23 protein-coding genes are annotated in these 20,862 nt (G+C 36.4%); 6 read left to right on the top strand and 17 right to left on the bottom strand.

What is annotated here, in order from left to right; all coding sequences use genetic code 11:
* Positions 1-186 precede the first annotated feature (186 nt).
* Both WJN01_RS10600 and WJN01_RS10595 read right to left on the bottom strand, forming a co-directional pair.
* Positions 187-633, bottom strand: a complete 447-nt coding sequence (locus tag WJN01_RS10600) for a DUF2846 domain-containing protein (protein ID WP_445197136.1) — start codon at positions 631-633, stop codon at positions 187-189.
* 209 nt (positions 634-842) lie between these two features.
* Positions 843-2,072, bottom strand: coding sequence for a T9SS type A sorting domain-containing protein (locus WJN01_RS10595; protein ID WP_445197135.1), 1,230 nt, complete (start codon positions 2,070-2,072; stop codon positions 843-845).
* A 341-nt stretch (positions 2,073-2,413) separates the two neighbouring features.
* On the opposite strand from WJN01_RS10595, the gene WJN01_RS10590 reads away from it, so the two are divergent.
* The gene (locus tag WJN01_RS10590; RefSeq protein WP_445197134.1) at positions 2,414-2,884 is read left to right on the top strand and encodes a hypothetical protein; all 471 of its coding nucleotides are present in this window, start codon (positions 2,414-2,416) and stop codon (positions 2,882-2,884) included.
* A 114-nt stretch (positions 2,885-2,998) separates the two neighbouring features.
* Here the strand turns inward: WJN01_RS10590 and WJN01_RS10585 are convergent, their stop codons facing one another.
* Both WJN01_RS10585 and WJN01_RS10580 read right to left on the bottom strand, forming a co-directional pair.
* Complete coding sequence (locus WJN01_RS10585; RefSeq protein ID WP_445197133.1) at positions 2,999-3,370, bottom strand: TfoX/Sxy family protein; 372 nt, start codon at positions 3,368-3,370, stop codon at positions 2,999-3,001.
* Positions 3,357-4,463 (bottom strand): heparan-alpha-glucosaminide N-acetyltransferase domain-containing protein, encoded by a 1,107-nt coding sequence (locus WJN01_RS10580; protein WP_445197132.1) that lies wholly within the window; start codon positions 4,461-4,463, stop codon positions 3,357-3,359. Before WJN01_RS10580 ends, WJN01_RS10585 begins: the two co-directional genes overlap by 14 nt.
* A 90-nt stretch (positions 4,464-4,553) precedes the next feature.
* Between WJN01_RS10580 and WJN01_RS10575 the strand changes: the two genes are divergently transcribed.
* The 5 genes from WJN01_RS10575 (at position 4,554) to WJN01_RS10555 (ending at position 10,425) form a co-directional block, all read left to right on the top strand.
* Positions 4,554-5,918: an alanine/glycine:cation symporter family protein gene (locus WJN01_RS10575; protein ID WP_445197131.1), complete on the top strand. Its 1,365-nt coding sequence runs from the start codon at positions 4,554-4,556 to the stop codon at positions 5,916-5,918.
* A 126-nt stretch (positions 5,919-6,044) separates the two neighbouring features.
* Positions 6,045-6,299, top strand: coding sequence for a DUF4212 domain-containing protein (locus WJN01_RS10570; RefSeq protein ID WP_445197130.1), 255 nt, complete (start codon positions 6,045-6,047; stop codon positions 6,297-6,299).
* Positions 6,289-8,016, top strand: coding sequence for a sodium:solute symporter family protein (locus WJN01_RS10565; protein ID WP_445197129.1), 1,728 nt, complete (start codon positions 6,289-6,291; stop codon positions 8,014-8,016). The genes WJN01_RS10570 and WJN01_RS10565 overlap by 11 nt, the downstream gene beginning before the upstream one ends.
* Positions 8,017-8,206: 190 nt before the next feature.
* A complete protein-coding gene (acs, locus tag WJN01_RS10560) occupies positions 8,207-10,114 on the top strand; it encodes an acetate--CoA ligase (RefSeq protein ID WP_445197128.1) in 1,908 nt (635 codons plus the stop codon).
* Positions 10,115-10,143: 29 nt separating this feature from the next.
* Positions 10,144-10,425, top strand: a complete 282-nt coding sequence (locus tag WJN01_RS10555; RefSeq protein WP_445197127.1) for a hypothetical protein — start codon at positions 10,144-10,146, stop codon at positions 10,423-10,425.
* Between the two features lie 54 nt (positions 10,426-10,479).
* Here the strand turns inward: WJN01_RS10555 and WJN01_RS10550 are convergent, their stop codons facing one another.
* The 13 genes from WJN01_RS10550 to WJN01_RS10490 all read right to left on the bottom strand — a co-directional run bounded on the left by WJN01_RS10550 (position 10,480) and on the right by WJN01_RS10490 (position 20,855).
* On the bottom strand, positions 10,480-11,142 hold the full coding sequence (locus WJN01_RS10550; RefSeq protein ID WP_445197126.1) for a 3'-5' exonuclease: 663 nt from the start codon (positions 11,140-11,142) through the stop codon (positions 10,480-10,482).
* 1 nt (position 11,143) lies between these two features.
* On the bottom strand, positions 11,144-13,066 hold the full coding sequence (locus WJN01_RS10545) for a DUF294 nucleotidyltransferase-like domain-containing protein (protein ID WP_445197125.1): 1,923 nt from the start codon (positions 13,064-13,066) through the stop codon (positions 11,144-11,146).
* A gap of 23 nt (positions 13,067-13,089) precedes the next feature.
* Entirely contained in the window at positions 13,090-13,704 is a 615-nt protein-coding gene (locus tag WJN01_RS10540) for a fumarylacetoacetate hydrolase family protein (RefSeq protein ID WP_445197124.1), read from the bottom strand.
* Positions 13,705-13,819: 115 nt separating this feature from the next.
* Positions 13,820-14,254 carry a universal stress protein gene (locus WJN01_RS10535; RefSeq protein WP_445197123.1) on the bottom strand — a complete coding sequence of 145 codons (435 nt, stop codon included), beginning with the start codon at positions 14,252-14,254 and terminating at the stop codon, positions 13,820-13,822.
* A 201-nt stretch (positions 14,255-14,455) separates the two neighbouring features.
* Positions 14,456-15,757, bottom strand: coding sequence for a cryptochrome/photolyase family protein (locus WJN01_RS10530; protein WP_445197122.1), 1,302 nt, complete (start codon positions 15,755-15,757; stop codon positions 14,456-14,458).
* Positions 15,754-16,221: an SRPBCC family protein gene (locus WJN01_RS10525; RefSeq protein ID WP_445197121.1), complete on the bottom strand. Its 468-nt coding sequence runs from the start codon at positions 16,219-16,221 to the stop codon at positions 15,754-15,756. The genes WJN01_RS10530 and WJN01_RS10525 overlap by 4 nt, the downstream gene beginning before the upstream one ends.
* A gap of 1 nt (position 16,222) precedes the next feature.
* Complete coding sequence (locus WJN01_RS10520) at positions 16,223-16,684, bottom strand: TspO/MBR family protein (RefSeq protein WP_445197120.1); 462 nt, start codon at positions 16,682-16,684, stop codon at positions 16,223-16,225.
* Between the two features lie 3 nt (positions 16,685-16,687).
* Entirely contained in the window at positions 16,688-17,371 is a 684-nt protein-coding gene (locus WJN01_RS10515) for an SDR family NAD(P)-dependent oxidoreductase (RefSeq protein WP_445197119.1), read from the bottom strand.
* 23 nt (positions 17,372-17,394) lie between these two features.
* A complete protein-coding gene (locus WJN01_RS10510) occupies positions 17,395-17,610 on the bottom strand; it encodes a hypothetical protein (RefSeq protein ID WP_445197118.1) in 216 nt (71 codons plus the stop codon).
* A 182-nt stretch (positions 17,611-17,792) separates the two neighbouring features.
* Complete coding sequence (folE, locus tag WJN01_RS10505; protein WP_445197117.1) at positions 17,793-18,488, bottom strand: GTP cyclohydrolase I FolE; 696 nt, start codon at positions 18,486-18,488, stop codon at positions 17,793-17,795.
* A 49-nt stretch (positions 18,489-18,537) separates the two neighbouring features.
* Complete coding sequence (locus WJN01_RS10500) at positions 18,538-18,810, bottom strand: TIGR03643 family protein (RefSeq protein WP_445197116.1); 273 nt, start codon at positions 18,808-18,810, stop codon at positions 18,538-18,540.
* Positions 18,807-19,235: a hypothetical protein gene (locus WJN01_RS10495; RefSeq protein WP_445197115.1), complete on the bottom strand. Its 429-nt coding sequence runs from the start codon at positions 19,233-19,235 to the stop codon at positions 18,807-18,809. The genes WJN01_RS10500 and WJN01_RS10495 overlap by 4 nt, the downstream gene beginning before the upstream one ends.
* An 87-nt stretch (positions 19,236-19,322) precedes the next feature.
* Entirely contained in the window at positions 19,323-20,855 is a 1,533-nt protein-coding gene (locus tag WJN01_RS10490; RefSeq protein WP_445197114.1) for a cryptochrome/photolyase family protein, read from the bottom strand.
* Positions 20,856-20,862 lie beyond the last annotated feature (7 nt).

Raw genomic sequence — 20,862 nt, 5'->3', positions numbered from 1 at the left:
CGTTCGTTAGAATTTATAAACTAAAAAATCTATTGGACGGTCACAGCTTTGAATCCTGTCGAGATTGCAATAGCCCTCTGAAAACCAGAGGGCTATTTTGTTTTTAACATGTTTTTTGATTTTTCAAAGCATCATCTCTAAATAATATGCTGTCGAAAATGATTAACAGATTTTATGACAATGGGATTAAACACTTGTTTTAGGAGATTTAAGCTTTTTTAGCATTTCAACAGCTTCTTCTTCTGAAAGCAGTTCTAGGTCAGTTCTAGCCATAATCCATCCCATTTTAACTTTTTGCTTGATGTAATAGGTCTTACCGGCCTCCGGAGTTACTGACAGCACAGAATAATTTTCTGATTTACTGATTACTTCTATTTGTCCGTTTGCAGAATCAACTTGCCATGCCAAATAACTATTAGGTCCTAATTCTCCAATGAACTTTTCGTTCTGATAGATCTTAAATGTTATTGCCGACCCAAATGAACTCGGTCTGAGCACATATATCTGAGCCATGGTTTCGCTACTGTAATTATTACTCTTTTTGTTGCTGTCCGAAACCTGAACGTATTGAGTGGTTGCAGCACAGCCAACTAATAAAAGAAATAAGCTAAATGCGGATAAAAATTTTTTCATGATTCCTTGTTTTTAAATTATTTCTACTCCTTTTTAAGTTAATATCCTAAGTTAAAATCAAATCAAGCATTAAACAATGATATTCATCAATGGGAAATAAAAGAAGTATAATAGTCTTAGACAGGTTCAAAATAGCCCTCTGATTTTCAGAGGGCTTTTTTTATGTTCTTTGGTTTTGAACAATGAAACCAATCCATATTAAATTGCAATCAATTTTGTTTTACAAATTTTTTAATGGCCATACCATTTGTGGTTTTTAATTGGATAAAATACATGCCACTTGGAAAAGTGCTAATATCCATTTTATAGCTAATGTTAGTCATTTTCATTGATTTCATTAATTTGCCTTGAACATTGAAAACTTCTATAGTTGGGTTAATAGCATCCAGAGGCATGTTAAGCGTTACAAAATGATTGGCTGGATTAGGGAATAATTTAAATTGAACTTTAGAATTTTGTTCATCAGAAGTACTCAAAGAATTTCCTTTAAACGAGATGAGCCCTTTGTCGGTGCCAACCCATTTTGTTCCATTTTCATCTACTAAAATGGAATTAATGGTGTTTGAAGGCAAAATTGAATTTTCTGTATTAAACGTTTTCCAGGTTACACCATCAAAGCGTGTTAATCCATTTTCGGTTGACATCCAGATGATATTGGCTCCCTCAACTGTAACGTTTTCAATCCTGTTAAGAGGTATTTCCGAATTTGAAGCATTATAAACTTGCCAATTTAACCCATCAAATTTTATTAATCCCTTCCCCCAAGTTCCCATCCAAATAATTCCGGCTGGATTTATTCCAATAGACCTAATTAAACCGCCAGGAGCATCAAGATAAGGAGAGCTTAATATGTTTGATTGTGTCCCCTCAAACTTAGTCAAATAACCAGTTTGGGCCCCCAAATAACTGTCAGTTAAACCCAACCATTTGTTGTTCTCATTATCCACAGCAATGGCTGTTGCAAAATAAGGCCAATTGGGGGTTAACTCTTGCCATTCAGTCCCAACATATTCATGCATGCCCAAAAAAGATGATATCCAAACTTTATCTTCTTCGTCAATAATTAAACCGAAAAGAAATGCACTTGGTAAAGGTATTTCCGTCCAAGTATTTACTCCATCAAAAGTTTCCAGATAAACAAGCGGGCCAATACAAATTATCCAAGCTTTACCGTTCTTATCTAATGAAATTGATAAAGCATATCTATTTGAATCAAGGTAATTAGTAGATATTGGTATTTCGCAACTAGCAATAGTTTCTCCAGTAGTTTTATTAATTCTTACGAGTAAACTATCTACACCAACCCAAATGTTTTCTCCATCATTGGCAAGTCCGCCAATGTGCTGATCTTCAAAATAGGATTTTACATCTGTATTTTGGGCAATTAATACAGCCGTAATACAGAAAAACCCAATAAAAAATAGAGTAAAATTTTTCATGACATTTAGAATTAATTAATTCTAAATGTCAATACAATTATTACTTGGTGCAATGATATAAATCAATTTAGGCTTCTTAAAACAAACTAGTTAGGGTCTTTGGCATGAATAGAATATTACAAGCGTTGCAATGCAAGTTTACATAGTTTATAATTGAATGGGAATTACTTTAATTTCAATATCTGAACGCCATGATATTTATCATTGCCTATTGGTTTTTCTAATATTAACTTCTACATCCAATCTAATTTTAGTAGTCAATAAATGAGATGTAGAATGATATTTTATACGGTTACTTTTTGGTAACTTATGATGAATTAAATAATCAAAACAAATAAGTCATGAAAAAAATAATTTACGTTTTAGCACTGTCGCTTTTAACATTCAATTGTAGTAAAAGTGATAACAATGATGATTCTATTGCAACCTTTTTAGAAAAGTACGATGGTACCGTATGGGTTTACTCTGGTTTTGATGAAACATTTTACCTAAGAATCATTGATAATTCAAATAGCCCATTTGAATTTTGGGAAGAATATGGAGATTGTTTTGAGTACTATCTTGGAATTATGGATGATGAGTATGACTCGGCTACCACGACCAAAAACTCTAATAACACATTAGAAGTCAAGTTCGTTGAAGAATTCGAAGGTGTTGAATATATGGTTCTGTTTACATTAACTGTAACAGGCAACTCTATGGAAATTAAATATTCATTATATGAAGATGGCAAGTTAAATGATTCTTTTTCTGAATATCTTTCAAAAACTTCAATAAACGTAGACGACTTAATCCTTTGTGAAAATTCTTGATAGATGAAGTTTTAAAAAGTCATCATTCTAAACCCTTTTAGTTGTATGTAATCCTTTCTAGTCTTTCTTGTAAAGGATTATTTCTTTTGTTTGTTCAAGTAGTTTTTCTATGCCTTATTTATCTCCTTTTCTTTTCTTACTCAATTTTGCAAAAGGGCTAAACGCCAAACATAAATCAATCCAATAGGCTAAATCATTATCGGCATCAAAACCTTCAGGTGTAACAAAAATATAGCCTTTCATGGGGCGTCCCGTAAAATCCATGGGCAGGCATTCAGGTTTTTTAAGCTCGTGTTCATAAACCGATTCCCCAATACGTGCCATGAGCAAACTATCGCCATATTTTTTGTCTATATGAATGCCACAAAGCATTTTATCGTCTACTTTAAAGCACAGGCCACCCATCATTTTCAATTCGGAAAATACTACATGTTTTTCATTGAGTTGCTGCCTAATTCGGTCGGCTAAAAATTCATCGTAGGCCATGGTAGTAGTCTTTAACTTTATCGGTGAGTTTTCGAATTAAATTATACACAAAGGTATTGGTCTTGGCATAGTGGAACGAAATAAAACAGACCACTAACATGAACAGCAAGGCTCCAAGGATGGCTTCGTACGGACTTAAAGATTGGTTAAAAAACCGTTTTAACCCGTAACCCGTAAAGCTTCCGTAAAGCAATATAAAATGAATAACATAAATGGATAACGTTTTTTCGCCAATCCGGGCTATGATGGATTGTTTTAAAAACCGTTCAATGCTATAGAATACCCCAAATAGAATGAGTACATTGCCCAATCTGGTGAATAAGTAATTATAGTCGGCACTCTCTTTTAACAGTTCTATACCGGTAATCCCGGATAATCTAATTAAAACCCAAGAAGATTGGTAAATGAGTAAATACCCAACAATAAAAAAGGTTGCTATGGTAAACACTTTAAACCGTTCGCGGTGCACATGCCTAAAAAATACGGTGGATATAAAGGCTCCAAAAGCCGAATAGCCAAACCAAGGTAAAATGGTAAACACAGAACCGTTTGATTTGGACATGTAATTAGACAGAAATTTCGGGACACCTTCAATAGTAAGGTTTCTATAAAGCGGTTCGGTTACAAAACAAATACACCCAATGGTGAACAATACCACCGAAAAAAAATAGCTGTGCTTTTTAAGTAGCAGATGTAGACCGACCAAAAAGATTAATGACAGACCAATGCATTGCAATACATCAATAACGAAAAAATAACTGTTAAAATAACCCTTTAACCAACTGATGATATTGATACGCAAACTGTAACCAATGGCTAGAAGTAGTAAGCCCCTAAAAAGACCTTTTTTAATTCTGGCCTTGTCATCACCTTTGGCATAGGCGCGCAACAACAAATACGTAAAAACCAATCCGGAAATGGTAAAAAAAGTAGGTGCTGTAATCCCTCTAAAATAAGACCATATGTTATATGCCAGGTTAGCTTTGTCTCTGTAAATGGGCATTAGCAAGGTGTCAATAAAATGTCCTTGCAGCATCATTAAAATGGCAAATGCCCTTACGGCATCAATAAAATATAATCGGGTTACTTGCAATACAATAGGTTTTTACCTGTATAAATATACTTTTAAATAATGGAATGTGTATGTGCTTAAAGTGATATATTTATAAAATATTGGGTAATTATGGAACAGTTGATTAAAGCCTTTTCTGATTATGCTTGGGGTTTGCCACTAGTTATTTTGTTGATTGGGGGAGGTTTGTATCTTTTGATTTTATCCAAATTTTTACCCTTTCGGTATTTCGGTCATGCCATTGATGTGTTACGCGGTAAATATGATGACCCCAATGATCCAGGGCACATTTCACATTTTAAAGCCTTAACAACGGCACTGTCCTCTACAATTGGTATGGGCAATATTGCTGGGGTAGCGGTTGCCATTTCGGTTGGTGGGCCTGGCGCTATGTTTTGGATGTGGGTTAGTGCCATTGTGGGGATGTCCACCAAATTCTTTACATGTACATTGGCGGTGATGTATCGGGGAAAAGACAGTGACGGAGAATTGCAGGGTGGCCCGATGTATTTTATAGTTGAAGGTTTGGGAAAGTCATGGAAACCATTGGCCATCATGTTTAGTGTTTTTGGAATGATTGGTGCTTTACCCGTTGTGAATGTGAATCAATTGGTTCAGGCTATTAACGATATAATATTGATTCCAAATGGGTTAGAAGTGGGGTTGAAGTCCAATTTAATTTTGGCTGTAATTTTAGTGATTTTGACTGCCGCAATTATCTTAGGTGGATTAAAAAGAATAAGTAATGCGGCTTCCAAATTAGTACCGTCTATGGTGCTTTTGTATTTTGTTTTGGTAGCGTATATTTTGATTTCTAATTATCAAGTAGTTCCAAAATATTTTCTAATGATTTTTACCGATGCCTTTTCTGGAAGCTATTACAATGGTGAAGCATTTATGGGTGGTGTTTTAGGCGCACTCATTTTATTAGGAATTCGCCGTGGGGCATTTTCCAATGAAGCAGGTATTGGCACAGCGCCATTGGCGCACGGGGCAGCAAAAACAGATGAGCCCATTCGTGAGGGTTTGGTAGCTATGTTGGGTCCTGCCATCGATACGTTGGTTGTTTGTACTTTAACGGCTTTGGCTATTCTGGTTACAGGCGTTTGGCAAACTTCGGCAGATAATGGCGTGAGCTTAACGGCGGCAGCATTTAACCAATCCATGCCTGGTTTTGGAAAATACTTGCTTATGGTTTGTGTTTTCATTTTTAGCGTTTCATCTTTATTTTCCTATTCTTATTACGGCTCAAAATGTCTATCCTTTTTAATTGGGGCGAATAAAAAGCAATACTACAATTACTTTTATGTTGTAAGCATTATATTAGCTGCAACAACCCCCTTTAGCGTCATGCTTAACCTCATTGATGGAGTTTTTGCTTTAATGGCCGTTCCTACCATGTTGGCAACAATTTTATTGTCTCCAAAAGTGGTGAAGGAAGCCAAAACATATTTTAAATATAGATTGAAGCAGTAAAGTACAGGATGGAATTGAGCGAATTAGGTTATTTATTTGATACATGGTCTTTTAAGTTTGGCTAGATTATTAAATTGAATAGCTTCCCTATTTGAAAAGATTGATAACCAACTAAAACTAAATAATATGACAAAAAACAATGCAAAAGCCTACTGGAAAGAAAACATTAGGTATCTATTTATCCTTTTAACCATTTGGTTCTTGGTCTCTTTTGGAGCAGGTATTTTATTTAAAGATGCGTTGAATGAAATAAAACTAGGTGGCTTTAAACTTGGCTTTTGGTTTGCCCAGCAGGGCTCAATGTACGTATTTGTAATACTCATTTTTGTGTATGTGCGCTTAATGAATAAACTGGATAAAAAATATGGGTATGATAAGTAGTATATTTTTGGCTGAGTCTGTCAGCGTGCAGAATTGGACCTATATTTTAGTCGGACTCACATTTACATTATACATCGGAATCGCCATGTGGTCCAGGGCTGGTTCCACTAAAGAGTTTTATGTAGCAGGAGGCGGTGTGTCACCTTTAGCCAATGGAATGGCCACGGCTGCCGATTGGATGAGTGCAGCCTCATTCATATCCATGGCTGGGATTATTTCTTTCGCAGGCTATGACGGTGCCGTTTATTTGATGGGTTGGACAGGTGGTTATGTGTTGTTGGCACTTTTATTGGCGCCTTATTTGCGCAAATTCGGAAAGTTTACCGTACCGGACTTTATTGGTGACCGCTATTATTCAAATACTGCCCGTTTGGTGGGCGTTATCTGTGCACTTTTGGTCTCATTCACTTATGTTGCAGGCCAAATGCGTGGTGTTGGATTGGTGTTTTCACGTTTTTTGGAGGTAAATATCAATACAGGTGTCATCATCGGGATGATTATTGTACTTTTTTATGCCGTTTTAGGAGGTATGAAAGGCATCACCTATACCCAAGTGGCGCAATATTGTGTGCTGATTTTTGCCTTTATGGTGCCAGCTATTTTTATTTCCATACAAATGACAGGTAATCCTATCCCACAATTGGGCTTTGGAAGCACTGTTGCCGATGGATCGGGAACGTATTTATTGGATAAATTGGACGGTTTGAGTACCGACCTTGGTTTTGCTGAATATACGGAAGGGTCAAAATCTATGATTGATGTTTTTGCCATCACCTTGGCCTTAATGGTGGGAACCGCTGGTTTGCCCCATGTTATTGTGCGTTTCTTCACAGTAAAACGAGTAAGGGATGCCCGTAAATCTGCAGGATTGGCATTATTGCTCATCGTTATTTTATATACTACGGCACCTGCTGTTTCGGTTTTTGCGAGAACAAATATGATTGAAACGGTTTCAAACAAACCTTATGAAACTGTACCTGAATGGTTCAAAAAGTGGGAGGCAACGGGATTGATTACGTTTACGGATAAGAACAATGACGGACTCATTCAATATGTGGCGGACAAAGATAAAAATGAATTGGTAGTTGATAACGATATTATGGTTTTAGCAAATCCTGAAATTGCTAAATTACCAAACTGGGTTGTTGCATTGGTTGCGGCTGGTGGATTGGCAGCAGCTTTATCAACGGCAGCGGGATTGTTGTTGGTGATTTCATCTTCGGTGTCACACGATTTAATCAAAAAGATGATAAATCCAAATATTTCTGAACAAGGCGAACTTATTTCTGCTCGTTTTTCGGCTGTTGTTGCTGTTTGCGTTGCTGGGTATTTCGGTATCAATCCACCAGGATTTGTTGCCGCTACCGTTGCCTTGGCGTTTGGTTTGGCGGCTGCATCGTTTTTCCCTGCCATTATTCTGGGGATTTTCTATAAAAAAATGAACAAGGAAGGTGCCATCGCTGGAATGGTTGTGGGCATTGTCTCTATGGTTTTATATATGGTAAAATATAGACTAGGCTGGTTTGATGAGGTTACGCCCGATAAAAGCGAATGGTGGTTTGGTATTTCACCTGAGGGCTTTGGTGTTGTGGCTATGGTTTTAAATTTTGTTGTATCAATAATTATTGTTCAATTCACGCCAGCACCTCCAGAAGACGTTCAAGACATTGTAGAAAATATTAGAATTCCAAGTGGGGCAGGAGAGGCTACCCATTAATTTGTTGGCCTTTTGAAAAGCCCCGCGTTAAGGATTGCAGTGGAAAGCCCACAGCGAAGCAGGAGCGAGGACTTGTAACGTAAAGCCTGACCGCGCCTTAGCGTGGTAACGCCCAAATTATTGAAGACATGTACAGAAAATTTTGCGCCGATTTTATTAATTTAGAAACCTAAACTATACAGTATAAACAATGAGTAATTACCACATAAAACATTTAGAAGAATATTATCAAGTTTACCGAAAATCAATCCGTGAGCCCGAAAATTTTTGGGAAGAAGTGGCCGAGGAGCATTTCATGTGGCGCAAAAAATGGGACAATGTGCTGAGTTGGGATTTCAGTAAACCAGAAATCAAGTGGTTTGAAGGGGCGCAACTTAATATTACAGAAAACTGTATAGATAGGCATTTAACAACTCGAGGTGATAAAACAGCCATTTTGTTTGAACCTAATGACCCGAAAGAACCTGCGGAACATATCACTTACAGACAATTGCATGAGCGTGTGTGTAAGTTTGCCAATGTGTTAAAAGAGCAAGGCATAAAGAAGGGGGATAGGGTCTGTGTTTATTTACCCATGATTCCTGAGTTGGCCATTTCTGTTTTGGCCTGTGCCAGAATAGGCGCTATTCATTCGGTTGTTTTTGCCGGGTTTTCGTCAACCGCCTTGGCCACTAGGATAAACGACAGCGATTGTAAAATGGTCATTACCAGTGATGGTTCATATCGCGGTGCAAAAACTATTGATTTAAAAGGTATTGTTGATGAAGCTTTAGAAGTATGCCCAAGTGTGGATAAGGTTTTGGTGGCCAAACGTATTAATTCAAACATCAATATGAAAGAAGGTCGTGACCTATGGTTAAAACCATTACTGGATGAGGCCTATGAAGATTGTGTGGCAGAAGTGATGAATGCGGAAGATCCGTTGTTTATTTTGTACACTTCAGGTTCTACGGGTAAGCCAAAAGGCATGGTTCACACTACGGCCGGCTATATGGTTTATACAGCCTATACGTTTAAGAATGTATTTCAGTATAGAGAACACGATGTGTATTGGTGTACCGCCGATATAGGTTGGATAACCGGGCATAGTTATATTGTCTATGGTCCGTTGGCAAACGGGGCAACCACAGTCATGTTTGAGGGAGTGCCTAGTTATCCTGATTTTGGACGTTTTTGGGAAATAGTTGAAAAGCACAAAGTCAACCAATTCTACACTGCACCAACGGCCATCCGTGCTTTGGCCAAAGAAGGTGTAGATTTGATTGAAAAACATGATTTATCATCATTGAAAGTTTTGGGTTCTGTTGGTGAGCCTATTAACGAAGAAGCTTGGCATTGGTATAACGACAACATTGGGAAAAAGAAGAGCCCGATTGTGGACACGTGGTGGCAAACCGAAACGGGAGGCATCTTGATTTCACCGATACCATTTGTTACGCCAACAAAACCAACATACGCCACCTTGCCGTTTATTGGAATTCAACCAGCGTTGATGGATGAAAATGGCAAGGAGCTAAAAGGCAATCAAATTGATGGACGTTTGTGTATTAAATTCCCATGGCCAAGTATAGCACGAACCATTTGGGGCAATCACCAAAGGTATAAGGATACCTATTTTTCGGCCTTTGAAAACAAATATTTTACAGGAGATGGTGCCATGCGTGACGAGGTTGGCTACTATAGGATTACGGGCAGGGTAGACGATGTTATTATTGTATCTGGCCATAATCTTGGAACAGCACCTATTGAAGACGCCATTAATGAACACCCTGCGGTTGCAGAAAGCGCCATAGTTGGGTTCCCGCACGACATTAAAGGAAATGCTTTGTATGGTTATGTTATTTTGAAGGACACAGGAGAAAGCAGGGATCAAAACAACCTACGCAAGGAAATCAACCAAATCATTACCGAGCATATTGGCCCGATTGCCAAATTGGATAAAATACAGTTTACCGTTGGTTTACCAAAAACCCGTTCTGGAAAAATCATGCGCCGTATTTTACGTAAAATAGCCTGTAAAGACACCAGTAATTTGGGTGATACCAGTACATTGTTGAATCCTGAAGTAGTGCAGGATATTATTGATAATGCACTTTGATGTCAGTTGTAAACCATGCACCAAAACCAATGATATTTTTAATTGATAAAGTAAATTCAGAACACCAAGTTGTAGTTTACGAGAACATTGTTGATTTGACCGGACGAGTGGAGTGGCAAGATTTATTTGAAGGAAATTCAATAATTATTGACGAAAACGGAACTGAATATGAATGGGATTCTTCAAAAAAGAATGAAATTGGAACTGTTTACGATTACACGTTGATTCCAACGAAAAGGGTTTCGGTATTAATAACTGAATGTTTAAAAAGAGTGAATACCAACCAAGATATACGTGAATTTAATTTATAAAAATGGTTTTGAACAATTTATAACTGCTCTTACGGAGATGATATAATAGTGCTTCTAATTATTCAACAAATACCCCCAAGTCAATTTTTTTCTTTTACCCAGACGTGCCAAGATTTTTAAAAATACCAAAGCCGTAATAAGGGCATCGCCTGTGGCTGTGTGCCTGTCTATGGGTTGAACGTTCAATTCCTTACATAAAAAGTCCAAAGTATATGGCTTGGTGTTGTCTTTGTAAATAATATGTAGCGATTTATTGTACATCACTCCTGTATCAATAAACCTGTTTTTTAATTTGCCCAAACCATGCCTTGCCAACATGTTGTTGATCATGGCTTTGTCAAAACCAGCATGATGTGCTATAAGTATGTCATCTTTTATGTAATCCAAAAAAAGCTTAACAGCTTCCAATTCCGATATTTTTTCTTCAGAGCCGCTTTTCATCAAGCCATGAATCTCAACAGTTTCTGCCTTAAATACATCTTGTTTTAAATACAATTCCAAAGTATCGTTAACGGCAATGGTTTTGCCAATAATGGCCACGGCGCCAATAGACAAAACACGGTCTTCCTTTCGATTAAAACCTGTGGTTTCTGTATCAAAGGCCACAAATCGGGTGTTGTGTATTTCGGCTTTGTTTTTCTGCTTAAAGTGACTTAAGTAAGTCATGAAAAACTCGGGGTAATCAGGCTGTTTTTTAAAAGGCCAAGTAAACTTCATATTAGGCAAAGTTTTTTAAATCGAACCTCACTTGCAAAACTTCCTGAATATCATGGATGGGTTTAAAGCAACGCCTTAGCTTTAACTGTTCCTCTTTGGTAAGCGTTTCAATTTCTATGTATTTGCCTGAGTTGTTGTGCAACAAACCTTGTTTGGTCTTGAACTTGATCAGTGCTTTAAAGGCGTAGGCACAAGATTGGTACAACTCTTTGTTGTTGGGGTCTATATCTGCCATTTTTTCAAACCTATCGGCGGTATTGTTTACTCCCTTTACTTTATTCTTTAAAATAAGCAATCTAGCTGCATCAACCAATGGCATAATAGCGCGACTTTTAATGTTGAATAAATCTTTTTGCTCATTATCCTTCTCCACGACAAATTGTTTAAAAAAACCAAGGGGAGGGGGGTTTTTAAGGGCATCTCGACCTAAAAATCTAAAAAATAATGTGGTTTCATCCAAAGTTTCATATATGGAATCGGATAGCTGTTCCACCAAAGCTTTTTTTCCGTAAATGTGATTGAAATCAAAGAATATGGAAGACAGTAAGATGGCCTTGTCATCAGTATTTAAAATCCAATCCTTAAATTGATTTTTCCACTCGCTAATAGATTTGCACCATTCTGGATTACTCGCCATCATATCGGCTTCACAATATTGAAACCCAATTTTATTTAATGATTTACTCACCAATTTTGAAAGCTCTAAAAAATAAGCCTGGGTTTCCTCATATTTATTTTCTGGAACATCCTCAAAAATAAGGGCATTATCTTGGTCCGTAAATAGTAATTGTTCTTTTCTGCCTTGGCTTCCCAATGCTATCCAAGAGAATTCTACCGGTGGTTTGGTGGGCATTTTTTTCAATGCAATTTGAATGGCACGAACGGTTACGGCATCATTTATTTGGGAAATGATTTTCGTGATATGCCCTATAGGGATGTTTTGTTCCAAATAACTTTTAAGCAAGTTGTTGGCCGTTAGTCTGGCTGCCCTAAGTCTGTTGGTGCGGTCTGCTCGTTTTATTTCTTTTAAAATAACGGTTGGGTTATTCCCCAAAGTGGCCAATACATCATGATGGGTTAAAACCCCAATGAGTTTTGAATTGACCGTGCCGTCTTTGGTAATGCATAAATGCCCAATGTTGTGTTGAAGCATTTTTAACTGGCCTTCTGCTACGGTCAATCCCCGTTTACAAGTGATCACCGGAGAACTCATGATGTTTTTTACACAAGTTTCAATGGGGAATTCACCCGTGGCAATTTTGTTTTTGATATCGCTGTTAGTTATAATGCCCACAGGATTATCACTTTCGTCAACAACAATGATACATCCAATTCTATGGTTTCGCATTTTTATGGCAGCTTCTTTCAAAGACGACTCTTGGCTGCACGTAACAGGATTTTTTGAATAGTTTGCTGCTTGAAAGTTTACAATATCTTGCGCGGTATTTGGCAGATAATCAACAAATATTTTTTTGTTTTCTTCGGCAGTGTAGGGATCGAAAGTATTGGTGGCAAAAGCTGTAATTAAAAACTTGTAAACGTCTGTATTGTTGTTGCTCACTATTCTAAAAGCTTCAATCGGCATGGCGTAAACAATGGATTCTTCATTGGCCGTTGCCGTAAGCTTATAGTCTTCTTGTGCTATAAGTGGCCTTACACCAAAAACATCACCACCGTCACAAATGTTTACTATAACCTGAACGTTTTCATTAGTGGTATGATATAAGGTAATGGCACCATTTCTTACGATATAAAAATTACTGTTAAAGCTGTCGCCTTTTTTAAAAACGGTATCGCCTTTTTCAAGATAAATAATGGATACTTTTTTCGAAACCTCAAGTAGGTCTTCTTGTTTTAAAAGGTTGAATGGCGGATAGTTTTTTAAGAAATCGTAAACGCGATATGCAATGGAATTTTTAATCATAATGTTAATATGTCACTCAGAAATTAAATCATTTTAAAGTCCAATAACAATTCACCTTCAATAAAAGCCTGTAAATGGTCTCCTTTATGGATTTCACCCGTTCCGGATGCTGGAGTTCCTGTAAAGATAAGGTCACCAGGTTCTAAAGTCATAAATTTAGAGGTAAAAGCAATAATGTCGCTAAAGTTATAAATCATTAAGGATGTATTGCCCACTTGTTTTTCCTCACCGTTAATGGATAGACTGAAGTTGATATCATTCAAATTAGGGAAATTTGAAATAGGCTTAAAATTTGAAATTGGCGCCGCGCCATCAAATCCTTTTCCTAAATCCCATGGACCTTTGGTTTCCCTGCAAGCGTTGAAGATGTCTTTAGCGGTATAGTCTATGCCAATGCCTATTTCAGAAATATGCGAAGCAGCCTTGTCTAAAGCAATATCTTTTCCCTTTGTGCCAATTTTTATGACCAATTCAGCCTCGTAGTTCAACTGTTTTGTAAAGCTTGGATAAACAACATCTTTATTGTTTTTAACCAAACTAGACTCGGGTTTTGAAAAAATGATTTGGTTTCCGGTTTTGTTTGCATCAATTTCATTGATCTTGGAAACATAGTTTTTCCCAATAGCCAGTATTTTCATGATTTAGTTTTGTGTTAAAGTTAGAAGTGTAAATTTAAATAAAATAAGGTTGCTAAAAGGCATTGTAAAATGACTAATGACAATTTATTAATGGAATAGTCTAATGTTTTTCTCCTTAATCTAGGGGAACGATAAGTACTGGGATTTTAGATTTCTTAATAATTTGGGAGGAAACACTACCAATAAAGGCTTTGTAAAGAAAATCATGATCACTATGGCCAGCAATTATTAAATCGATATTCAAATCATTTGCCTTTTCCATAATGGTTTCAACAGTTGCTCCTTGAATGAGTAGTGCCTCGGCATGCAATCCTTTTTGCTCTAGGTTATCACTATATTCTTGGATTTTTTTGTGCTCTTCTCGCAGTTGATTGGCACGAAAATCTCTTTCGAATCTTGGGCCTACTTCGTAACCAACAAAATCTGGATTTGGCGCTGCAATATGAAGTACCCATATTTTTGAACCAAATTTTTGCGCTAGCATGACGGCATTGTCTAACAAGACCTGCTCATTGCCATCAAAATCAATAGAAACCAAAATATTTTTCATCTTAAATGGGCTTTAAGGTTAGCCAAAAATAATACTATAAGATACGAAATTTTTGTTTTTTTAGAAAGCGTAGTCTAAAAAAGATTTACATATTTTAATATTTATTCTTAAAACAAAAGCACGTTAGATAATGTGAAATTTGAATAGGCACTTTTATAAGATAAAGAGCCTTGTTCGAGGAAAAAGTAGTGAAGGACGTGTTTAATTCAAAGCTGTTTTATAAGCCTCCAAACAGCGTTCTCTGGCAAATTTATGGTCTACCATTTTATTGGGATAAGTCAACTCTTGAAAATCAGGGACCCACGTTTTTATGTATTCTAGATCTCTGTCAAATTTTTCAATTTGTGTTGTTGGGTTAAAAATCCGGAAGTAGGGTGCCGCGTCAACTCCAGAACCGGCTACCCATTGCCAATTGCCCACATTACTTGCCATGTCGTAATCATGCAGCTTTTCAGCAAAATAGGCCTCACCCCAGCGCCAATCAATAAGTAAATGTTTGCATAAAAAGCTTCCAACAAGCATCCGCACGCGGTTGTGCATAAAGCCCGTTTCATTTAATTCGCGCATGCCGGCATCTACCAGCGGATATCCTGTTTTTCCTTGGCACCAAAGTTTGAATTCTTGTTCGTTATTGCGCCATTTAATGTTATCGTATTTAGGCTTAAAACTTTTGGTAACCGTATCAGGAAAATGCCAAAGGATTTGCATGAAGAATTCACGCCAAATCAATTCTTGCCAAAATATTTCATTCTTTTCGGCAATAGCCTTTTTAACCATTTTTCTGATGCTAACGGTTCCGAAGCGTAAATGCGGGCCTAAACGCGATGTGCCATTTTTTGCAGGAAAGTTACGTTTAGCCTCATAGTTTTGAATCAGTTCTGGGGTAACAGTATATGGTTCAATTTTTTGGCTTGATGTTTTAAAACCAATATCGGATAAACTCAAATTCGGTAAGTGAGAATGTTGCACCAAATTATTTAAATGTGGCTTTGTATCGAAAATTTCCAGATTATAGGATTTGAATTTTTCTTTCCAAGATTTCATATAGGGTGTATACACCACGTAGGGGTCGCCATCATTTTTTACGACTTCGTTTTTTTCAAATATAACTTGGTCTTTAAAGGTTTTAAATTGGATGCTGTTTTCTTTAAGAAATGTTTCAATTTCTTTATCACGATTTAGAGCATAAGGTTCATAGTCATGATTGGTGTAAACAGCATTTATGTTATACTCCTTGACCAAATTTTTATAGACATCAATTGGATTTCCTTTATAAATCGCAATGCTACCGTAATCTTTTTGCAATGTAGCACGCATGTTTTGGAGTGTATCGTGAATGAATGTTACCCGTGCGTCTTCTTCAGGAAGTTTGTCCAGAATTTCATTATCGAAAATAAACATGGGCATTACTGGGCAATCGCCTTTTAAGGTTTCGTAAAATCCATGATTGTCGTCTAAGCGTAAATCGCGTCTAAACCAAAAAATGTTAATAGGTTCATTCATATTTTATAAGTTCCAAAAAGTTCTTCTAATTTTTTTGTTCGGTAATTGAAAATCTCTTCAAGTTTAGGTTTTACTAAAATAGGGTGCACCAATTGCCCAAGCAAACCAAAAGGTATTTTGTAATCAATTATGTCTTCCATTTCAACACCGCCATCAATTTCTTTGATAAAATGTTTATGGTGCCAAAGCGAATAGGGACCAAAGCGCTGTTCATCGACAAAATATTCTTTGTCAATGCAATGCGTTATTTCAGTTACCCATTTTGTTTTTATGCCCATCACTGGGGTCACGATGTATTGAATAATTTGCCCTGCATACATGGGTCTTTCGGCTCCAGATAAGATGTTGAAGCCCATATAATCTGGTGTTATTACCTTTAAGTTTTTAGGGTCTGACAGAAAGGCCCATGCTTCATTGATAGAAATTGGTAAGTTTTGTTTTTTGTGTAACCTGTAAATTTTCATTTTAGTTGTTTAATAAAATATAGCCGTTTAACGAAGTTGCAATGCATAGCCAAACGAAGTAGGGAATTATTAAAACGGTTTTTATCCCTATCTCTTTCTTAAATTTAATCATGAAAATGACAATTAGGCTTGTAAGCAATAGGATTGTCGTAAACCCCAAGCCGATAAAATGCCGATTAAAAAATATGTAGTTCCAAATAACATTTAAGACAAACTGTAAGGTAAATAGCCATAAAACCATTCCTTTTGAAATTGCTTTATAGAGGAAAGCCATATAAAAGGAAAAACATACCATAATGGTAGTCCAGGCCGCACCAAAAACCCAACCAGGAGGTGTCCAAGGGGCTTTGTTTAAATTTTGATACCAAGCGGTTTCAGGACCATTGGCCATTAGCCAACTTCCAATAGCTAATGCACCAAAATTGATAATTAAAAATATGATTGTGTACCTGAATAGTTTCATAACTCAAATTTTGAAACTGACAATTCCACAATCCATTTCGAATATTTGTCCTGATACAGATGAAGCTTTGTCTGACAATAAAAATTCAGCCATATCAGCTACTTCATCGGGTGACAAAAACTTTTTAAGAGGATGGCGTTCTGTGATTTTTTCAATCATTTTTTCATTCCTCAATAGGGAAGAGGCCAAGTCTGTATCAGTTACTGTAGGTGCTATGGCGTTTATGCGAATGGTTGGGGCCAACTCGGCGCCCAAAGATTTTACCAGTCCCTCAACACCAGATTTGGCTACTGAAATACTGGAATGAAAAGGCATGCCCAATTTTGCCGCTACTGTACTGAACAGCACAATGGAAGGTTGTTTTCCGTTTTTAAGAACTTGAAGATATTTTTGAATTACTCTAACCGCACCAAGAACATTGATTTCAAAATCATTTTTAAAATCGTCAATACTTAACCTAGAAAAGGGCTTTAAATTTATACTGCCCGGACAATATACCAAGCCGTCTGCAGCAGTAATTTCTGGTAATTCATCTTGGGTTACGTCGCAATTGTAATGTGTGAGGTTGCTATGTGATAATTTTGGAGTGGTTCTGCTAAGGTTTATAACTTTATTCAGTTCCAGAAGCTTATCAACTAAAGCTTTCCCGATGCCCTTACTGCCACCAACTACAATGATTGTTTTCATATGGTTTCTGGGCGTTTTGTGTTTTATGGCCTGCCCTTGAGCCTTTTTTCTATTTTTTGTTTAATGACTGTTAAACGCTTCATAAGATCCATGATATCAGGATCTTTTTCTACTTTATATATGGTGTTTAAACTTAATATTAAGTCTTTGGCTTCTCTAGACGATTCAATGCGCTCACTAGTGGTTTTAAACGTGTGCTTACGTTGTTCGAATTCTAAAGCTTTGTCTATAATCTCCATGTCTAATCTTCTATTCTAAAATTTCACAAATTTGAAACTCAATAAGTTCCTGAACTGGTCAATATAGTAAAATCTATTATTTTTTTGATTTTAGCATGGGATAATTATGAAAAGTTTAATAATTCGTTTAAAATAATTACCAATTTTGTCTACTTGATAACTCTTATGGTGATGGCACTGATTTAACTGTTTAAATAATTTTGCAATTGTGTCATTTTTTCTGTGTTGTTAAACTTTCCTCCATAATATGAGGTAACCGTTGACGATGAGTCATCTTTTATGCCTCTAGAGGACACGCAAAGGTGTTTGGCATCAATAATAACTGCGACGTCTTCAGTGTTTAAAATTGATTTTAATTCATTGGCAATTTGATTGGTTAATCGTTCTTGAACTTGGGGACGCTTGGCATAATATTGAACAATTCTATTTAATTTTGACAACCCAATTACTTTCCCTGAGGAGATATAGGCAATATGTGCCTTACCAATAATGGGAACAAAATGATGCTCGCAGTTAGAATAAAGCGTAATATTTTTTTCCACCAACATTTGATTGTATTGGTATTTGTTATCAAACAAAGCGACTTTGGGCTTATTTGCTGGGTTTAATCCTGAAAAAATTTCATCAATGTACATTTTGGCAACACGTTTTGGTGTGCCTTTTAATGAATCGTCGTTTAGGTCTAAACCCATAACGTCAATTATTTCTTCAAATAAAATAGAAATACGTTCCTTTTTTTCAGCGTCACTAAGTTTAAAGGCATCTTTTTTCATTGGGGTTTCCATGCCTGTGTAAAGATGGTCATCTCCTATTTCTTCAACAGAGAATCCATTAAAGTGATGTCTGTTTGTTTTTCTTCCTGTTTTTTCTAATTGCATAAGCTCTTTTTTATGCGCTGTCTTGATATGTGGTATCAATCAAAGCACGTTATCGTTTTGAAATTTTATTTTGGGTAATTTGTCTTTGTCGACTGCATTTAAAACGTCCTTTTTCAAATTCTTTTAATTTTTCGTGTTTGGTTTTTCTTCCTTGAACCCTTTCCCGCCATCTTCTGAAGCTGCTCGTTTTAAGCTCTTTTCGCATTAACTCTATAACGTCCTGTTCTGCCAAACCAAATTGAAATGTTATGGCCTCGAATGTGGTTCTGTCTTCCCAAGCCATTTCTATAACTCTATCTTTTTGGGCTATGGATAAGCTCATAAGTTTTGAAAGTTATATTGTTCGTCATATTTTATTTTCTCATCCAGAATTTTTTCAAAGAAGCGCTTGTTCTCCTTGAATGTTTTGTTGTTTCTAAAATGGATGAAGTTGCCTTGGGCATGTATACTTGCTCCGTTTATTTTGTACATCACTAAATGGTAATAGGGAATGGCCCACGTGAAATTTTGTAATCCTTTATTAATAAAAACCAGAATGCCCTTCTGGCGAAGTTCTATATTGGAATAATTGATGTCTGATACCTTATTTAAATAAGGTTGTAAATTAGGGCTTACCTCATCAATAATCATACGTTTAGAGCCAATGCCTTTCATTCTTATTGATTCGAAAAATGAAAAAGGTTTGCCTACCAAATCCGATAGGAGTTGCTTGTGCTCTTTGTTGTTGTATGTCGTGTTGAGTATCATTCAATGATAATTATTATCAAATATACAAAATGTTTAACTATTTAATTTAAAAGTTAAACAAAAGTTTCTATGATTAAATAAAAAAAACTAATACAGGTCTTGGTGAGAAATAATATGTTGCGCTTTTTCTTTGATGTTTTGCAGTTGTTGTTTATCCATTTTATCTAACAAGCTATACATCATGCCCATTCTAAAATTATTGCCTAATTGCTCTCGCTTCTCATCAAGGAAATTCCAGTATAGGCTGTTAAACGGGCAGGCGTCATGTTCAACTTTTTTGTTCTTGTTGTAAAAACAATCATCGCAATAATTGCTCATTTTATTGATGTATGAACTTGATGACACGTAAGGTTTGGTTGCAATAAGCCCTCCATCGGCAAACTGGCTCATCCCTCGTGTGTTTGTGATTTGTACCCACTCAATGGCATCTAAATAAATGCCCAAATACCAGTTGTCTACTTCATCAGGATGTATTTGGGTTAAAAGGGCGTAGTTGCCGGTTATCATTAAGCGTTGAATGTGGTGCGCATATCCATTTTCCAAAGAATTTTTAATGGCATGTTTTAAGCAATTCATTTTTGTGTTTCCTGTCCAAAAGAAATCAGGAAGTTTATTATAATTATTCAACTCATTCAGATTTTTAAATTCAGGCATTAGTGCCCAATACATGCCACGCATATATTCGCGCCAGCCTATAATTTGCCTGATGAAACCTTCAACTTGGGAGATATGTATTTCAGCGCCGTGTTTTCTGTAGTAGTTTAAAACTGTGTTTACCACGTCTTTTGGAGAAATAAGTTTTAGGTTCATGGCGAAGGACAACCTGGAATGAAATAAGTATGTTTCTTTGGTATGCATGGCATCTTGATAATCACCGAAATGTGTGAGTAGATGTTCACAAAAATATTTTAGTTGTTCCAGTGCTTGAATTCTAGTTATGGGGTAAGCAAATGTTTTTTGCTTGAATGTTCCAATGGTTTCAATAGTTGCCTTTTTTATATCTTCTAAAACTTTAGTAGCATCATTTTTAAAATATTTGTAAAGCGGAATTTGAACATCTTCGTTCCATTTGTTTCTGTTGCTTTTGTCGAAATTCCATTTGCCGCCTTCAGGTTGATTACCAACCATTAAAATGTCATGTTTTTTACGCATATCTCGGTAAAAATTCTCCATGAGATATTGCTTTTTCCCTTTGAAGAACTGTTTCAGGTCATCTCGCTGGGTGTAAAAGTGTTCGGAAGAAACAACTTTTGATGGAATGGCTAAAGTTTTGCAGAAATCGCTCAGCTGTTTCTCTAAACGATATTCGTCAGGATAGATATACTCAAAAGTTTGAATGTTTTGGGTTTTTATTATTTCCGAAAGATTTTCGGTTAAGCTCTGTTTGTTTTTAGGGTGATTGATTCTATAATAGATAACATGATGGTTTTTATTTGTCAAATCTGCTGAAAACTGACGCATGGCCGCAAAAAAACCGATTACCTTTTGAATGTGGTGTTTTACATAGTTGGTTTCCTGACGCATCTCAAAGAGACAGTGAGTCACATCGTTGTCAACCTCTTTAAACCATGAGTGTTTTATATTCAATTGGTCTCCTAAAATAAGCCTGAGGGTTTTCATTATAAAT

Origin of the sequence: Tamlana sedimenti (genome assembly GCF_038148895.1) — a bacterium.
Taxonomy (GTDB): domain Bacteria; phylum Bacteroidota; class Bacteroidia; order Flavobacteriales; family Flavobacteriaceae; genus Tamlana.
Note: the sequence above shows the minus strand (reverse complement) of the source record. Positions and strands in the feature narration are given on the sequence as shown.